Origin of the sequence: Streptomyces melanosporofaciens (assembly GCF_900105695.1) — a bacterium.
GTDB classification, from domain to species: domain Bacteria; phylum Actinomycetota; class Actinomycetes; order Streptomycetales; family Streptomycetaceae; genus Streptomyces; species Streptomyces antimycoticus.
The window spans coordinates 3,687,424-3,704,602 of sequence record NZ_FNST01000002.1; the positions used below are offsets into that span (position 1 = coordinate 3,687,424).

The 17,179-nt window shown below is 70.8% G+C and carries 11 protein-coding genes and 1 pseudogene; 2 read left to right on the forward strand and 10 right to left on the reverse strand.

All coding sequences use genetic code 11. The annotated features are described in order from the left end of the window. Positions 1–26: 26 nt before the first annotated feature. The 10 genes from BLV72_RS18470 to BLV72_RS18520 all read right to left on the reverse strand — a co-directional run bounded on the left by BLV72_RS18470 (position 27) and on the right by BLV72_RS18520 (position 12,964). Complete coding sequence (locus tag BLV72_RS18470; protein ID WP_244320837.1) at positions 27–686, reverse strand: very short patch repair endonuclease; 660 nt, start codon at positions 684–686, stop codon at positions 27–29. Positions 687–829: 143 nt separating this feature from the next. After that, positions 830–2,146: a DNA cytosine methyltransferase gene (locus tag BLV72_RS18475; RefSeq protein WP_244320838.1), complete on the reverse strand. Its 1,317-nt coding sequence runs from the start codon at positions 2,144–2,146 to the stop codon at positions 830–832. A gap of 288 nt (positions 2,147–2,434) precedes the next feature. Further along, positions 2,435–3,199 carry a GIY-YIG nuclease family protein gene (locus BLV72_RS18480; RefSeq protein WP_167746375.1) on the reverse strand — a complete coding sequence of 255 codons (765 nt, stop codon included), beginning with the start codon at positions 3,197–3,199 and terminating at the stop codon, positions 2,435–2,437. A gap of 978 nt (positions 3,200–4,177) precedes the next feature. Further along, positions 4,178–5,437, reverse strand: coding sequence for a L,D-transpeptidase family protein (locus BLV72_RS18490; RefSeq protein WP_093463558.1), 1,260 nt, complete (start codon positions 5,435–5,437; stop codon positions 4,178–4,180). Then, positions 5,431–6,273 (reverse strand): hypothetical protein, encoded by an 843-nt coding sequence (locus BLV72_RS18495; RefSeq protein ID WP_093463560.1) that lies wholly within the window; start codon positions 6,271–6,273, stop codon positions 5,431–5,433. Before BLV72_RS18495 ends, BLV72_RS18490 begins: the two co-directional genes overlap by 7 nt. Further along, a complete protein-coding gene (locus BLV72_RS18500) occupies positions 6,266–6,853 on the reverse strand; it encodes a SigE family RNA polymerase sigma factor (RefSeq protein WP_093463561.1) in 588 nt (195 codons plus the stop codon). The genes BLV72_RS18495 and BLV72_RS18500 overlap by 8 nt, the downstream gene beginning before the upstream one ends. 65 nt (positions 6,854–6,918) lie before the next feature. Continuing rightward, positions 6,919–8,430, reverse strand: a complete 1,512-nt coding sequence (locus tag BLV72_RS18505) for a PrsW family intramembrane metalloprotease (protein WP_167746597.1) — start codon at positions 8,428–8,430, stop codon at positions 6,919–6,921. A gap of 390 nt (positions 8,431–8,820) precedes the next feature. Further along, positions 8,821–9,636 carry a tRNA (guanosine(46)-N7)-methyltransferase TrmB gene (gene trmB / locus BLV72_RS18510; RefSeq protein WP_059147615.1) on the reverse strand — a complete coding sequence of 272 codons (816 nt, stop codon included), beginning with the start codon at positions 9,634–9,636 and terminating at the stop codon, positions 8,821–8,823. Positions 9,637–10,011: 375 nt separating this feature from the next. Beyond that, positions 10,012–11,226 (reverse strand): L-2-hydroxyglutarate oxidase, encoded by a 1,215-nt coding sequence (lhgO, locus tag BLV72_RS18515; protein ID WP_093463563.1) that lies wholly within the window; start codon positions 11,224–11,226, stop codon positions 10,012–10,014. A gap of 274 nt (positions 11,227–11,500) precedes the next feature. Beyond that, positions 11,501–12,964, reverse strand: coding sequence for an NsdA family TPR-like regulatory protein (locus tag BLV72_RS18520; protein WP_059147617.1), 1,464 nt, complete (start codon positions 12,962–12,964; stop codon positions 11,501–11,503). 918 nt (positions 12,965–13,882) lie between these two features. On the opposite strand from BLV72_RS18520, the gene BLV72_RS18525 reads away from it, so the two are divergent. Both BLV72_RS18525 and BLV72_RS52035 read left to right on the forward strand, forming a co-directional pair. After that, positions 13,883–15,970 (forward strand): asparagine synthase-related protein, encoded by a 2,088-nt coding sequence (locus BLV72_RS18525; protein ID WP_093463564.1) that lies wholly within the window; start codon positions 13,883–13,885, stop codon positions 15,968–15,970. Between the two features lie 282 nt (positions 15,971–16,252). Further along, positions 16,253–16,977: pseudogene (locus BLV72_RS52035) on the forward strand (AfsR/SARP family transcriptional regulator); the annotation flags it as partial. Positions 16,978–17,179: the final 202 nt, after the last annotated feature.

A 17,179-nucleotide genomic window follows, 5' to 3' on the forward strand; every position in this document is an offset into this window, starting at 1 on the left:
TCGTGAATAGGGATGATCCGGTCAGGCTAGTGAGAGAGACGGAAGGCCGTCGCCCCCATGGTCTTCTCGCGCACCAGGTCCGCGACGCGTTCTGCGGCCACCTCCGGGTCCTCATGCTCCCAGAATCGCAGGACGTCCCAGCCCTCCTCCGCGAGGATCCTGTCGGTCTCAGCGTCCCGGACGCGGTTTGCGGCGATCTTGTCCTGCCAGAAGGCGCTGTTGGTCGTCGCCGGCCGCAAATGCTCGGGGCAGCCGTGCCAGTAACAGCCGTCCACGAAGACCGCGACGCGAGCCCTCGTGAAGACGAGGTCCGCTGTCCGCCGCAGTGTTGGCACGGGCCGCGCGGAGACGCGGTAGCGCAGACCTCGCCCGTGCAGCAGCGACCGGAGGGCTTTCTCCGGCACCGTGTCCTTGCCGCGGTTCCCGCGCATTGAGGCCCTCACTGAGGACGACGACGCCCACGATCCGGACGGCAGTTGTCGTTCCCCAACCAGCCCCCGTGCCCGCGCCTCAGCCCAGGCCGCGGCCAGATTCCGCGCCCGTGTCGGGTAGCAGACCTCGCAGACGTACTTGGTCGGCGTACGCCCCTCGTCCGACCAGCGCAGGTAGGCGCGGATCCGGCGAGTCTTGGGCAACACCTTCAACGCGATCGACGCGAGTGCGTAGCGGCCCTCCCCTAGGTCCACGTAGCGAACTGCGCGGCCACCCGCAGCCCGGTCCTGTTCCGCGGTCAGCGCGGCCCGGCTCCGCCCTGGCTTCCCTCGCCACGCCCGGTCTGGCGGCGGCCCTTGCCGACGCCAACCCTCCTGGTGCGACCCCGTCACTCCGATCATCTCCGCTCTTCCGCCTCGTCCAGCGCCTTGGCCACCGCCGCGGCGAAGACCCGGCCCAGCTCGACCGGCACGGCATTGCCCAGCTGGCGCATCCGCTCGCCGCGGGGGCCCGCCAGCTGCCAGTCGTCGCGGAACGTCATGACCCGGGCGGTCTCCCGCACTGTCATGTAGCGATGCGCATATCCCCCCGCGTCATCTGCGCCATGCGCCAGCTTGTCGAGGAGCATCACCGACTCGCCTCCCGGCACCCCGTGCACGCCGGCCTTGACGGTCTTCGCTGGCCTGTCTAGCTCGTTCGGCGTGTGACCATCGTAGATCCGGGCCCCAGGCCAGCCCACGTGGTCCCGGAAGCCCTGTTCGGTGACCCTGTCGAGCCGGTCCAAGTCGATCGGCGGCAGATCGTGGACCGCGTCGCGCAGTGTGCGCCACGGCAGCGGTCCGTCGTCCTCGCTGGCCAGTGCGAGTTGGTCACCCACGCGTGCGGCGACACGGTCGCGAACGTGCTGCGGGACCGTCGAATGGCGACCCGGCCCCCAGTAGGACCCGTCCTGGAACGTGCGCAGGAGCGCGGTCTCTGAGTGTGTGTGTCGCAGGCTCTCCCGTACCTTGCCCAGATTCACACGGAGATCGCCCCGGAAGGCCAGTAGAATGACCCGATTGCGGATCTGAGGAACGCCGTAGTTGGCGGCGTTCACACGGAACAGCAGTACGTCGTAGCGCTCGGAGGGGTCGGTGTCGCCCGCCGCGTCGGCCTCCCGCAGGATCCGGTCGTGTTCGCGCCAGTCCGACCCCTGTACGCGCCGGACAAACGGCAGGGCCAGCTCGCGCTGAATGTACTCGAAGTATGGGGCGAATGATGGCCGCAGTAGGCCGCGCACATTCTCGCACATCACGGCCTTCGGGCGAATCTCCCGCACGGCCCGGAACATCTCTGGGAACATGTTCCGCTCGTCCTCGTCGCCCTTGGCTACCCCTCCCAGACTGAAGGGTTGGCAGGGCGGACCGCCCGCGAGGAGGTCGACGTCGTGGTCACGCAGGAACGACATGTCCAGTCGCCTGATGTCACCGCAGACCAGGGGGACACCTCTGCGAAGCGCCCGGTGGTCCGAGGGGTCCGTGATCTCGCCTGCCCGAGGCAGCTCCTCGACAGCCTTAGCGAGGATGTCCGTGGACACGTCCTCAGGATGCCCGGTGAAGTCGTTCGCCTCCAGCGTCTCGCACGCGCGCCGGGCGAACTCGTTCAGGAGGAGGTGGCGGAAACCCGCCGCCTCACTGGCCTGCACCAGTCCCCCGCCACCGGCGAAGAGCTCCACCGATGTCCGTCCCATTTGCGCCCTCCTAGCATTTCAACGCTATAGAACCATACCGCGGAGGTGTGACGGTTGAGGTCCACTCGGGCGGAAGTGTGTCCGAGGCTGACGAAGCTTCTGGGCGGCGGGTGCGCGTGGGAGAACGGCCGAGAGCGATATGAGCGCGCCGCCGGCGAGGTGAGGGGGCGGCTCCGCCCCCGCATGGGGCACGAGGCGATCTGCGGCCCAATATCCCGATTACGTAATATGTTCAGTAGGAATATCTTGTTTATGGGTAAGCGACAGCTAAATTCATGGGGTAGGGCTATGCGGGCTTCTGTAGATCTTCAAAGCCCCCGGCGCTTCACTAATCTTGTCATACATGATCACGTAACCAGGTAGCGCGGTGATCTGCCAACCAGGTGGGAGTGAAGCTGCCGTCAATGCGAAGATATCGTCTGCGGTCGCCGTTGTTTTGCCGAGTGTTGCTGTCGAAGCTGAATACACGGCTGAAGCCTTCTTGAATCTGAAGGTATAAGGGAGTTGCTTCTTCGCGTGGCTGATCAACGTCGAAAGGGGGGCCTCCTCGGGCGTGAGGCCCTCAATCGGCCAACTCAAATCGATGGGGTACAACGTGTAGAAGTGGTCCGGCCCCCAGCTGGTGCTGTCCCGCTTGGCTCCGGGATCGTGGTTCCCGATTCCGCTCGTGTTCCACGGGATCTCGCCGCGGCTCTTGTGCCAGTCGATCAGCAGCCGTTCGGGGGCGATAGTGGGTAGATCTTCATCCACATACAGGCAAGTGAACGTCATCTCATCCGGAGATATGTTGAGTCGTCCCCTAATGGTCTCCCGATGCTGGGCTAGTCGTGAACGCAGCGAGTCAGCCTTGCCGACGTAGACGAATACATCTCGATGGTAGAGCTGGTAGACGCCAGGATGCCGTTCGATTTTGTCGATTTCTTTCGGCGTGAGCGGGGACGGCGTCAAGTCTTCCAGGCTGGCGCCCAGCTGGTCCCTGAGGGCCTTGGTGATGCTGAGTTTGAACTCTGCGCTGTTACTGGATCCCTGCTTGGGCACTTGGACCCCCTCCTCGCCGGCGATGGAGGGATCACCCTAACGTCGAGGTGTGGCGCGCACGCACCAAGTGGCGCCCATCCATGCCGTATGTGTCACCGCTCCGCGGTATGCTTTCGTGATGGTCCACCAGGAATAATTCCCGCTCGAGGTCATCCGGGCTGTTTCCTCTGCGGAGGATCTGGTTCAGGCTGCATAACGCGGACTTTCGTCGTCTGCTCGTCAACGGTTATATCGAACGTGCCTGCGAGGCGACTGCATGCCAATGGCGTGAAGCGCGCCAGAGTGGCGAACGTGCTTTAGGGATGAGTGGACGCTAGTCGAGGGTGATGACCACGGCGTCATCTTCGCGCACCTCCTTTAAGCAAGGGGGGGCGTTCGTAGTCGGTGGACCACCCTATAAGTCGTTCGCCCTCAGGGGTGAGCATAAGACTTCACGGGCGAGCGCAAGTATGTTCCCCGTGCTGTTCAAGGTCGTTAGCCCAACTCGACCTTATATCGCCATGTCGTCGAGCTGATCAGCTTTGGCTAAACGTTTTTTGCGGCCTTGTGGTAATTCCTCCGGCTCGGTAAGATTGTTATATGGCTCGCATAGAAGCATTCCATGGAATCAATGGGGACGTTCAACGCCTCCACGGTCCGGTTGTATGTGGTTATCGAAGCTTCGCGGTGGATGGTCGTGTGATTGTTCAGATCGATACTTATGGATCGCCGGAGAGGAAGATCCCAAATAAGGTTAGCCAGTCAATCCAGCTGGACGTAAAAGGCGCGCGCGAGTTGATCGGCATTCTGCAAGAGGTATTTCCGGAACTGGGTCCTTAATTAGAGGGAAAACATAGACCGCCATGCGTCTGTTGGACGGATGTGACGATGTCCTAATCTCGGTCTTGCATGAGGGGCTGCCAAGCCCGATAAGCCTGAAAATAGAGAGGGCCGCCCCCACGGCATGCCGGGGCGGCCCTCACAGCACGGGGGGCGTACTCAGCGCAGGGCGCTGAGCTTTTGCCAGGAGGGGTAGGGGAGGTTCCAGTCGCCGAAGCCGTTGCCCGTGGAGACCGTGGCGCGGGTGGAGCCGGCTATTTCGACGATGTCGCCTCGGGTGGCGCGGTTGTAGAACCACTTGCCGTCGGCGAGGGACATGCCGACGCAGCCGTGGCTCTGGTTGCTCTGGCCGAAGTAGCCGAGGCCCTCGTTCCAGGGGGCGGCGTGGGCGTAAGTGCCCGAGGTGGTGAGGTGGACCGCCCAGGGGACGTCTTTGTCGTAGGAGTCGGCTATGCCGACGGACTCGCTGGTCATATTGACCATGGGGGCCTTGTCGAGGACGACCATGGTGCCGTTCCAGGTGGGGTAGGAGGGCTGGCCGGCGGATATGGGGATGGTCTTCTGCTTCTGGCCGTCCTCGTAGACGGTCATCGTGTGCTTCTTGATGTCGACCTTGGAGATCCGGGGCGTGCCGATGGTGAAGGTCGTCGAGACATCGCGGCGGAGGTAGCGGGAGTCGCCGGTGTTCACGCCGCTGAGGTGGGCTCGGAGGGTGACCTTGGTGTCCTTGTGCCAGTAGGTCTTGGGGCGCCAGTCGACGCGCTCGATGCCGGTGAGGGGGTCCTTGGCCCAGCCCCAGGAGCCTTCGGTCTTGGGGCTGGTGGAGATGGAAAGGGTGCGTTCCACCGCCGCCTTGTTGGTGACGGGGTGGTCGAAGGCCAGGGAGACCGGCTGGCCTATGCCGACGGTGGAGCCCTTGGACGGGGTGACCGTGACGCCGTTGGTCTGCTGGGCGGGGCGGGTGCGGAAGGTGGAGTGCTGGACGGCGGACTTGCCGGCGGCGTTGGTGGCCGTGGCCTCGACGGTGTAGGTCGTACCCGGGGTCATGGTGCGGGTGGAGCGCCAGCTGCTCTTGGAGGGGGAGAGGGCGCCGGTCACCGTGGCGGCCTGGGAACCGGCGCCGTCGGGGACGACGCGGACCTTGGTGAGGGTGCCATGGGAGGCGGTCACCTTGACCGTGGCGTCGGGGGCTATCGCCGCCGTGTCACTGCTTGGGGTGATCGTGATCCGGGCGGGCTTGGCGTCGGCCGGATCCACCGAGGCGGTTTTCGACGCCGACTGGCAGCCGGCGAGCAGGGCAACGGCGATGGCGGGCACCGTGAGGGTGCTGAGGGTGCGCAGGGAACGGACGGAGAGCAGCACGGAGGACCTCTTGCGGGAGTCGTGAGGGGCGGTGGGAGGGGCGGAGTGGGTCAGCAACGCCTCTTCGCCTCCTCGGGGTTGTTCCGGTACGGGCCGGGGGAGGCGGTGGCGGTGGGATCGAGGCGCCAGAGCGCGATCGAGACGCAGTAGGCGGACGGACCGTCGATGTAGTCGCCGGATGGGGTGCCGATGCCCTCGGCCTGCAGCACCGCGACCCGAGTGCCCGAGCGCATCAGGACGACCTGGGCGTCATGGGGTGCGCGGGGCGAGTGCCAGCCGTAGGTCATGGTGGTCGGCCGGCCGGCCGTGGCCTTGCTCGACGACGGAGCGTCCAGCGACTTGGGGCGGGCACAGTGGTCCTTCAGCGTCTCCTCGAGGGAGGTGAAGACTTTCGCGGCCTCGCCGGCGCTCGCATAGGCGTTGATGGTGTGGCGCGCCTGCTCCGCCGTGCGGCCCTGGTAGTCGCGGGTGCGCTGGGCGAGGGGGCGCGGACCGTCGAGGCGGCAGCTGGGGGAGAGGTCGAGCAGCGGTGCCCGGCCGTCGTCGGCGGGGCCGATGGTGGCGTCGATCGTCTTCCAGCGCATCATCGCGTCGAACGGCAGCGCCGAGGGGCGAAGGAGGGCGCCCGTGGGGATCTGCGCCCCGAGGACACGGTCCGTTTGCGGGGCGGGTGGGGCCGCCGGGAGCGTACGGGAGGAGTCGTCGCCCGGCAGCAGCCGCCAGGAGCCCGCGGTCACGGCGGCCACCGCGAGGACGGCCGCGGCGGTGATCGCCGTGCGCTGCCGTGCGCGGCGCCGACGGCCCCGCGCCCGCACGGCTTCCGGGCCCGCCAGACGTATGGAGGGCTCGACGTCTCGGGCGATATCGCGCAGACGCTCGTCCAGATCAGCCATGGGAGGGCACCCCCTTCGGGTGGCAGGTGGGCGGATGGGGCGCCGGTGCCTTGGCGTCAGCGTTGGCGAAGCTGCCGGTGTCGGCATCGGCGTCGGCGAGATGGGAGCCGAGTGCCTTGCGGGCACGGCTCAGCCGGGTGCGCACGGCGCCGGAGGAGACGCCCGTCTCCCGGGCCACCTGCTCAATGGGCAGATCGAGAAGGTGGTGCAGGACCACGGCCGTACGCTGCTCGGGCTTCAGCCCGCGCAGGGCATGGATCAGCGCCACCCGGTCCGGGGCGAGATCGGGCAGATCGGGGGGCGGGCCATGGCGGAAGTGGGCCCGCATGCGGTTACGGGCGCGGCGCCAGGAGCTGACGGCGAGGCGCAGGGCGACGGTGCGGACCCAGGGGGTGGGATCGCCCTCGGCGGTCAGCCGGTCCCAGCGCTGCCACGCCCGGGCATACGCCTCCTGCACCGCGTCCTCGGCCTCGGCGAGGTCGCCCGTCGCCGCATAGACCGCGGCCACGAGCCGCTTCGCCGTAGCCGTATAGAACTGGTCGAAATCGGATGGTGTTGATGAAGATGATGGTTCTGACATGAATCCCCCGCGCCCCCACGTGCTCCCCGCTTCTATGTAGGAACACGTCCGAAAGGGGCGGGAGGTTACAGACGACTTTCGGGTCCGCCGGGTCCGTACGGGACGGGGGCGGTGTGGGGAGTCGCCGAGTTCGCGGGCGGCTGTGGGGTGTGCGGCTGCTGCGGGCCCTGCGGCGGAGGGGCGCCCCACGGCGCGTAGGTGGGCTGGGCCCCGTACTGCGGCTGGGCCCCGTAGCCGTACCCGTAACCGGATCCGGGCCCGCCGTAGCCGTAGCCCTGACCGGTTCCGTAGTCATACGCGTACCCGCCGCCGTACGGCCCCGCGGGCCAGAACGGTGGGGGCAGTGTGCCCGGGGCCGGCCGGGGTGCCTGGCGGGGCCGGGGGAGCGGCACGGACAGCGCCGCGTGGGCCAGGGCGGGCTGGGCGGTCTCCCGCCGCTCCCACAGACGGTCCAGCAGTTCCTTCTCGTGGGTGGTGAAGTCCGGGCCGGCCGTGCCGCGGTACGCGCGGCGGCGGAGGAAGGCGAGTGAGGTCGCGAAGGCGGTGTACTCGCCGACCGTACGGGCCGCCGCCGCCCCATGGGTGCGGCGGGCGAGGTCGCGGGCGATACCGCGGGCGCGCATCGAGGACAGGGCGAGGGGCTCGGGCGGAGTGAGCCAGCCGGCGGCCTGGTAGGCGGCGAGCTGCTCCCGTATGGTGCGCAGCTCCTTGGTGCGGGACCAGAGCGTCAGCCAGGTCAGTAGCCCGAACATCGGGACCATGAACAGGGCGTAGACGATGAGGAAGCCGTAGCCGCCGAGGGTCGCCGAACCGTTCCAGACGCCGTGCAGGACCATCGCGGTCAGCAACATCGCGATCGGTATGAGGACGCGGCGGACGCGCTGGTGCCGTGCCGCCGCGGCGGCTATGCCGAAGCCCACCCCCGTCATCGCGGTGAAGAGGGGGTGCGCGAAGGGGGACATCACGGCGCGGATGAAGAAGGTCGCGGCCGTGGTCGACCGGATGCCGGAGTAGCCGAGCGTCTGGTCGCTGACGAAGGCCGAGCCGAGATAGAGGATGTTCTCGGTGAAGGCGAAACCGGTGGCGGTGATTCCGGCGACGACGACCCCGTCGACCAGCCCGTTGAAGTCGCGGCGGCGGAAGAGGAAGAGCAGCAGGACGGCGGCCGCCTTGGCGCTCTCCTCCACGAACGGCGCGATGAAGGTGGCGCCCCAAGTGTCGGCGTCGGCCTGGCCGGTCGGGGACGAGGAGTCCACGGTGGTCATGAGCCACTCGGTGGCGAAGCCGTTGGCGATCAGCGCGACCAATGTCGCGGCGCACGCTCCCCAGGCGAAGGCGAACACAAGGTTTCGCCAGGGCTTGGGGTCGACGCGGTCCAGCCAGCGGAAGACCGCGATGATCAGTGGCACGGGGAGCACGGCGAGGCCGAGCCCCACCAGGAAGCCCTTGGTGCCCGTCTGTTCGCGCACCAGCGCCAGGATGATCAGGCCGGAGAGCGAGAGCAGACCGGTGAGCGCGGTGGCCCGCAGCGCCTTGTTGTGCCAGACGCGGGCGAGCCGGCCCTCCGGCCCCCACAGGCCCTGACGGGGCGGATGCGGCCAGCCCGCCGGAGCGGCGCCGGTGCCGAACCACGGGTGCCGGTCACCGTAAGGAGCGCCGTAGGGCGGGGCGTGCGGCGCTGCGTCCTGCGGTGTGCCGCTGTGCGGTGTGCTGTGCGGTGCATCGTGCGGGCTGCCGTGCGTCGCCTCGTACGGGCCGCCCTGCGGTGCCGCGTTCAGGCCGCCGCCCTGGGGTGCCTCGTACGGCGCTCCGTGCGGAGCCTCGGGCAGCGCTCCGTACGGAGCCTCGTGCGGCGGCGTGACCGGTGGTTCGGGCGGCTCTTGCGGGGGCGGGGACTGATGCACTCAACCGACCCTAACGAAAGGCGGAAGGGGGACTCAGGGTTTATGCCCATCCCCTTGGGGTCGCTATGTGTCGTTGCGGCGGAAGATCAGGTCATGGACGAGGTGCCCCTTGTCCAGCCCCTGGCTCTCGAACTTGGTGAGCGGCCGGAAGTCCGGGCGCGGGGCGTAGCCGCCGTCGGGCTGGGAGTTGTCGAACGCGGGGCTCGCGGAGAGGACCTCCAGCATCTGCTCCGCGTAGGGCACCCAGTCGGTCGCGCAGTGCAGCAGCGCACCGGGCTTCATCCGGGTGGCGGCGAGCTCGATGAACTCGGGCTGGATCAGGCGGCGCTTGTGGTGCCGCTTCTTGGGCCAGGGGTCGGGGAAGAAGACCCGCAGCCCGGAGAGCGAGGCGGGGGCCAGCATCTCGCGGAGCAGGATGATCGCATCGCCGTTGGCGACCCGGATGGTGTCCAGGCCGTTCCGCTCCGCGAGCGCGAGCAGATTGCCCTGGCCGGGGGTGTGGACGTCGGCGGCGAGGATGCCGGTGCCGGGGTCGGCGGCGGCCATCTGCGCGGTGGCCTCACCCATGCCGAAGCCGATCTCCAGGACGACGGGAAGGCCCGGGCGCGGGCCTGCCTCTGTGGCGAACAACTCACCGAGGTCGATACGGCTCAGCCCGTCGATGTCCAGGCCCCACTGTGGCCACAGGCGGCGCAGCGCCTCGCCCTGGCCCGGGGTCACCCGGCCGCGGCGGGGGCGGAAGGAGCGGATGCGGCGCTCGTGGTGCGAGCCGGCCGGATCGGCCACGGGTCCACCGGGGAACATCGGCTCGCTGCGGTCACGGGGGGCGGGCAGAGCGCGCTCCACGTGGGAATCGGGGGCGGTGGGGTTCTCGGACACAGTGCTTCGATTCTACGGGCGGAGCCGGGGAGGGCGGCGGGGCCGGTGCGGCAGGCTGGGGTGCCGGGGGCACCGCTGGTCAGGTGGCCGCCGCCCAGCGGGTCGGGGTGGCGGGACGGGCAGCCGGGCCCTTGGGTAACCGGATCCATGGACAGTTGGGCAACCGGATCCATGGACAGTCGGATCGATGGGCAGCCGGGCCCTGGACGGTCAGGTCGTGCGGCCTCGGTGAGGGTGGCCTGAGGGGCTCGGCCCGTGCCTCTCGGCGAGGACGGGACCCGTGCCTCGCGGCGCGAGCTCGGCCCGTACCTCGCGCCGAGGCCCGCCCGTATCCCGGCGGCGGGGCCCGGCTCGTACCCCGCCCCCAGCCGCCTCTCACCCCGCCCGAAGGCTCTCCAGCGCTCGGCGGGCGACCTCCCGGCCGATCGGCAGGGAGGCCGTGGCCGCGGGCGACGGGGCGTTGAGCACATGGACGATCCGGGGCGACTGAGAGATCAGGAAGTCGTCCACCAGCGTGCCGTCCGGCAGCACCGCCTGGGCGCGCACGCCCGCCGGGGCCGCTATCAGGTCGTCGGCCGTCACATCGGGCAGCAGACGGCGCACGGCGTCGGTGAAGGCGCGCTTGGACAGGGAGCGCCGCAGCTCACCCGCCCCGTACCGCCAGTGGCGGCGGGCGATCCGCCAGGAGCCCGGATACGCCAGCGTGCCGGCCAGCTCCTGGGGGCGCACCGTATGCCAGGCGTATCCCTCGCGGGCGAGGGCCGGCACCGCGTTGGGCCCGATGTGGACGCCGCCGTCGATGCCGCGGGTCAGATGGACGCCGAGGAACGGGAAGGCCGGGTCGGGCACCGGGTACACCAGACCGTTCACCAGCGAGGCGCGGGAGGGCACCAGCTCGTAGTACTCACCGCGGAAGGGCACGATCCGCATGCCCGGGTCGTCGCCCGCCAGCCGGGCGACGACGTCGCATTGCAGCCCCGCGCAGTTGACCAGGGCCCGCGCGCGCAGCACCGTGCCGTCCGCCGTGCGCACCGCGACCGCGGAGGGGCGGCGGCCGATGGTGCGCACCTGCGCCCCGTACCGCACCGAGGCGCCCGCGTCCTGGGCGAGCCGGGCCAGCCGGGCCGCCACCGCGCCGAAGTCGCAGACGCCCGTGGTGCCGACATGGATCGCGGCGAGGCCGCGCACCCATGGTTCGTACTCCGCGATCTGGGCGGGGCCCAGCTCGCGCACCGGAATGCCGTTCTCCCTGCCGCGCTGGACGAGGCCGTGGAGCCTCGGCAGCTCGGAGCGCTCGGTGGCGACGATGAGCTTGCCGGTGACCTCGTGCGGAATGCCGTATTCGGCGCAGAACTTCACCATCTCCGCGGCGCCGCGCACCGCGAACCGCGCCTTGAGCGACCCCGGGCGGTAGTAGATACCGCTGTGGATCACGCCGCTGTTGCGCCCGGTCTGGTGGCGGGCCGGGCCCGCCTCCTTCTCGAGCACGGTCACGCGGGTGCCGGGCGCGGCGCGCGTGATCGCATACGCCGTCGACATGCCGACGATCCCGCCCCCGATCACCAGCACATCGCAGTCCAACGCCGTCACGCCATGTCACCTCCCCACGCGCCACACCGTCCAGTCGCCCGACCGTCGATCCCTATCATGACCTGCACCACTGACAACGGCCCGAAACCCATGCCATGACTAGGGTCCGGGCTAGGTCCACCGGCCATATGGATCGATTCATGCCGAGCCGCGCATTTCGGGTGACGCGCGTCCGAATCGCGTATTCCGGGCAGCTCTCGCCTCACCGCTCATCCCCAGCAGGTCACGCCTTTCATGCCGGGCCGGCCACCTCTCCTGCCACGCCGAGGGCCGCTCACGCCGGGGCCACCAGCAGCGGCCGGGCCTGCTCGCGCAGCTCGGCGACGCGCGGCTCGTCGCGGTACGCCTCCAGGCGGCGCATCAGGTCGCGCACATACTCCGTGGTGCGCGCGGACGAGATCCGGTTGGCGACCTCCACGGCGCGGGCGCCCGCCGCACAGGCCGCGTCCAGATTGCCGGACTCCAGTTCGGCGACGGCGGACACCACGAGCCGCAGTCCGTGCGACCGTACGAACTCCTCCGTCGGCCGGGCCAGCGCCTGCTCGGTGAAGCGCCGCACCTGGCGCGGCAGCCGGAGATCGCGATAGCACTCGGCGGCGTCGGCCGCGAACCGCTCATGGCTGTAGAAGTCGAGCCAGGACGGATCGGGGTCGCCCGCCCGCGAGCGCTCCAGCCAGCCCTCGGAGGACTTCAGGGCCGCCCCGCAGGCGGGCCCGTCCCCGGATTTGGCCTGGGCGCGCGCCTCCACCAGCCGGAAGAAGCTCATGGTGCGGGCGGTGGCCAGGCCGCGGTTGCGCTCCAGGGCGGCCTGGGCCAGGTCCACGCCCTCGTCGGCGAAGCCCCGGTAGGTGGCCTGCAGGCTCATCGACGCCAGCACATAGCCGCCCAGGGGGACGTCGGCAGCGGCGCGGGCGAGGCGCAGTGCCTGGATGTAGTACCGCTGGGCGGCCTCCTGTTGGCCGGTGTCGAAGGCCATCCACCCGGCGAGCCGGGTCAGTTCGGCGGTGGCGCCGAAGAGGGAGCGGCCGACCTCGTCGCTGTACGAGCCGAGCAGCAGGGGCGCCGCGTCCACCCGGAGGCACTCGGGAACCATGGACGAACGCCAGTCGCCGCCGCCGTACTTGGAGTCCCAGCGGCGGGCGTCCTCGGCGGCCTCGCGCAGCTTGGTGACGTCACTGTGGCCGACGCGCTGCAGCGGTAAGGCGTCCGGCGCCGCCCCGCCCGTGGTGCTCGCGGCGGTGGTCTCGTCCTCGGCGTCCTTGGGTTCGCGGGCCACCGAGCTGTCGGCGGGAGATATGAGCCAGCGTGAGGCCGGGGTGGCGTACGCGCTTACTGAGAAAGATCCGGCCAGGCTCTGCCAGATGCCGACACCGCCGCGCCGACCCGCGAGATCCAGCCGGTAGAGCTCGGTCGCGGAGCGGACGGCCTGGCCGATGTCGCGCGGGAAGGCGAGACCGACCTCGGGGGCCGGGTCGGCATCGGCCAGGCCGATTTCGTGCAGGGGGACAGGGCGGCCGAGTTTGCTGCCGATCGCAGCCGCAATGAGGTGTGGCGCGGCCCCCTGGGGGACCATGCCCTTGGACACCCAGCGCGCGACGGACGTCTTGTCGTAGCGAAGTGTCAGGCCACGCTGGGCGCCGAGGTCGTTGACTCTGCGCGCGAGCCCGGCATTGCTGATCCCAGCGAGGGCGAGAACGGTGCCGAGCTTTTCGTTCGGCCCGCGTGGCTCCCTGGACATGCGCACCCCTCGACAGCACCGACGGCCGCCCCGGCATGAGCGCGGGACATTCGTAAACCCAGCGTAGTTCGCCGCATCCCGACCGTTAAGAGGTGGTGTCCCGGATGGCGAGATTCTTGTACGAACGGGCGTGCGGGGCGTGACGTGTGCTCCCGGTGTGTGTGGCTGTGCGCCCGTGTGTGCGCTCTGTCTCAGTCGCGGCGGGGACGTTTCGATGGGTCCTGCGTGGGTCGGCCCGCTGTACTGGATCCAGTGGGCTGGGGGACGCCGCCGCCTCATTCCCCGCGGGTGGCGGAACGGTCCGGGAGGCGAATGCCGCCTCCCGGACTGTCGTGTCGGGGGCGCGAGAGGCGGAAGTCGAGTACGTGCAGGGCGTCCGCAAGACCATCGAGAGCGCCACGGCAACTTGGCTGAATATCGCCCATCACGGCCGGGCTCCCGCGTCGGGCCGGGGAGGGGGAGGCCCGACGCGGGAAGCCCTCTCCCGCTCGGATCGCGCACGGATTCCGCCCAGAGCGGTGCGCCTCGTATCACATGCCGCGGCGCGGACGGTAAGTCCCTCGTCTGGTCTGCGGGTTGGTGCATTTTCCGCGCGCCCCTTCGTGCGCCCCTTGTGCGCCGCTCCGCATATGCGTCGACGCCCTTGCGCTCTTGCGCGCCCCAGTCGTGGCAGCATGGGCCGCGGCGGAACGGTGGGTCGCTACCGGCGGTGGTTCCCTCGTGGGCTCCTTACGGATGCCTTCATGGGAGGCATCACCTACTGGGATCAACTCTGCGATTTCTGCGGTCATCTGTGGTCACAGGACATCCAGGAGATCCATGTTGTTGTCCGGTTCGATGCCGAAACCGTCAACATGCTGTGCATGATGGCACCTACTTCTTGGTTGCCCTGGATGCCCACAGCCTGTGGAGGCGGCGATGCGGTGGTTGGTGGGGTGGAGCAGTACCGCATCCGGCCCGGTCCCCCCGGAGGGCCGTGCGATCCAGCCGGTCGGCGCCCAACTCCTGTGGTCCGACCCCGATCCGCTGTGGGCGGTCGGCGACTGGCGGCCCGATGAGGTACGCGTCGTCCAGACCGATCCCTTCACCCGCCTCGCCGTCTTCGGCTGCTGCGGCGCCACCGACGAGGAACTGCGGGTGGGGCTGTTCGCCGCACGCGGCGGCGCCCTGCGCCATCTGACCGCCTGGTCCGGCAGCTACACCGCCGTCGCCCAGGTCGGCCGCCGCATCACCATCGTCGGCGACCTCGCGGGCGCCCGGCCCGTCTTCCACACCGACTGGGCCGGCGGCACCGCCTACGCCACGGCCGCGCTCCCGCTCGCCGACCTCATCGAGGCACAGCTCGACGTCGGCCACCTCGGCGCGCTGCTCGCCTGCCCCGACTCCCCGGAGGCCATGGGCGACGGCACGCCCTATATGGGCGTCAGACGCGTGCCCCCGGGCCATGCGCTGATCCTGCGCGACGGCGCCCGCGACGTCACCGGCTACGAGCCCACCGCCTCCCTCGCCGTCGCCGCGCCCCCACTCGACCAGGGCACGGCCGTGGACGCGGTCCAGGACGCCCTCGTGGAGGCCGTACGGGCCCGGCTCACCGCCCCGCGCCACGCCCCCGAGACCGACGACCTCGACCCCGGTCCGGTGCCCGGCATGGGGCCCGCCGAGCGGCGGGCCGCCCGCGGCGCCCCGGCGCCCGGCATCGGCGCCGATCTGTCCGGCGGCAGCGCCTCCGCCACCCTCGCCCTGCTCGCCGCCGGACTCCCCGGAATGCCCGGCACCCTCTTCGGGCACGGCACCGAGGCGGGCGAGCGGCTCCTGGCCGTCACCTTCAACGACCTCGCCACGGCGGGCGGCGCCCGCACCCGCGAGGCCGAACTCGAACGGGCCGGCGCCATCGCCGCCAATCCGCGGCTGCACCATGTGGTCGTCGCCGCGGGCGAGGAGGCCCTGCCCTACGCGGGCCTCGACACCGGCGCCCTTACCGATGAGCCCGGCCCCTCCCTCGTCATCGCCGAACGCCACCGGCGCCGGCTCGCCGCGGGCAGCGCGGACCACTTCATCGGACACGGCGCCCGCCAGGTGCTCGACGCCCACCCCGCGCGCCTCGCCGACCTGCTGCTCGACCGGCGCAGACGCCATCTGCTGCGCCCCGCCACCGCGCTCGCGAAGGCCGACGGCCCCTCCGCACAGTCCTTCTTCGTGCCCTTCACGGTCTACCGGGCCGCACGGCGGCTGGCCCGCACCTCCTACCGCGACGGCGTCCAGGAGGCCGCGGTGCGCCTCCTGGAGCGCCGCTTCGCCGACGACCAGGCCGTACGCGACCCCGGCGCCGTATCCGCTTCCCTCGCCGCTCTGACGTGGTGCCGCCCGGGGCCCGCCGCACGATGGCTCACCGGGGAGACGCTCGCCGAGGTGTCCGTCCGGCTGGAGGAGGCGGCCATGCGCCCCGTGCTGGTGCGCCGCCCCGGGGAGCGCCGCGCCGACGCAGCCCTCGCCCGTTACGCCGCGGACCACCGCGTCTTCGAGCAGGCCGCCGAGATCCGCAGCCAGCGCCTGCACGCGCCCTTCCTCGACAACCAGGTCGTACGGGCCTGCCGCGCGCTCCCCGAAGCGCTTCGGGTGCAACCGGGGGCGCGCGCCGCGGTGCTACGGACGGTGCTCGCCGGAGCGGGCATCCGGGAGCTTCCTCCCGGATGGGGAGCCACCTCGCACGCCGCCCACACCGCCGCCGTACGGACCGGCATGCGCACCTGGACGGGCGAGCTGATGACCCTCTTCGACGCGCCGCTGCTGGCGGACGCGGGCCTGATCGAGGCCCGCGTCGTCCGTAAGGCCCTGCGCGCCGCCGCACAGGGGGAGCGGCTGCCCCTGGACGGCCTGGCCGAACTCGTCTCCACCGAAGTCTGGCTGCGGCGCCTGCTGGCCCGCCGGGGCACCTGCTGGACGGGTACGGCGGCGCCACGGCAGCGGGCCGTGGCGGGCGGAGTGGTGCCGCGCCCGAGCCTGTGACGGCTTCCGCACCGAGGCGACACGAGGCCGCCTGGTGACACCTCGCCCGGCCCCGGGCGCCCCGCGGGGCATGGCACCTGGCGCTCAGAGAGCCGGGGCCCGCCGCGGACCCGCCGCGCACGAAGCCGGCGTCCTTACGGCGGGCGGCGGCGGACGAGTCCTTATGGCGGACGAGTCCTCACGGCGGGCGGCGGCGGACGAGCCCTTATGGCGGACGGGACGAAGGGGGCCGCGCCGCACGATCTCCCCAGCGGCAACCGGCAACCTAGGAGAATGGCCCCTGTGCGGTATCTGATCCTCGGCACCACCGAAGCGCGCGACGACCACGGCGACCCGCTCCCCCTCGGCGGCCCCCGGATCCGCGCGCTGCTCGCCGCGCTCGCCGTACGGGCCGCTCGCTCCGCCCCGGTCTCCGTCAATGTCCTGATCGACGAGGTGTGGGCCGACGACCCTCCGCATGACGCGCCCGCCGCGCTCCAGGCGCTCGTCGGCCGGCTGCGCCGGACCATCGGCCGGGACGCCGTCGTCTCCTCACCCGGCGGCTACCGCCTCGCGACCGCCACCCCCAGGACGACGTCGACCTGCTCCGCTTCGAGCGGCTGACGAACGAGGGCATCCGCGCCCTGGACGCCGACGACCCCGGGACGGCCGCCGCCACCCTCCGTAAGGCGCTCGCCCTGTGGCGCGGCCCGGCCCTCGCCGACCTGCCGGACCGGGACGCGCCCGCCGCCCGCCCCGAGGCGCTCCGGCTGACCGCGCTGCACCGCCGGATCGACGCCGACCTCGCGCTCGACCGCCCTACGGACGTCATACCGGAGCTGCGCCAGCTCGTCGCGGACCACCCGCTCGACGAAACGTTCCACGCCCAGCTGATCCGCGCGCTGCGGGCGGCCGGTCACTCCGCCGACGCCCTCGCCGCGTACGGGGACGTCCGCCGGATCCTCGCCGACCGCCTCGGCACCGACCCGGGAGCGGAGCTGAAGGAGCTCCACAGACGGCTGCTGACGAGGAACGCCGAGCCGACCCTCGGGGAGCCGGATGCCGCGCGCGGCGGCGCGCCCACCGCGCAGGCCGTGGCACGGAGGGCCGACGGCCATGGGGGGAGCGGTGAGGGCGGGGTCCGGGCCGACAGCGGGACGAGGTGGGCTCTCGACGGCCGGGGCGACAGCGCGGCCAGGGGGATGACCGACGGCCGAGGCGACAGCGCAG

Excerpts from the sequence above, each read along its gene's own strand:
- BLV72_RS18495 (WP_093463560.1), bottom strand. The coding sequence starts at position 6,273 with ATGGCTGATCTGGACGAGCGTCTGCGCGATATCGCCCGAGACGTCGAG.
- BLV72_RS18500 (WP_093463561.1), bottom strand. The coding sequence starts at position 6,853 with ATGTCAGAACCATCATCTTCATCAACACCATCCGATTTCGACCAGTTC.
- BLV72_RS18520 (WP_059147617.1), bottom strand. The coding sequence starts at position 12,964 with ATGTCCAGGGAGCCACGCGGGCCGAACGAAAAGCTCGGCACCGTTCTC.
- BLV72_RS18525 (WP_093463564.1), top strand. The coding sequence starts at position 13,883 with ATGCGGTGGTTGGTGGGGTGGAGCAGTACCGCATCCGGCCCGGTCCCC.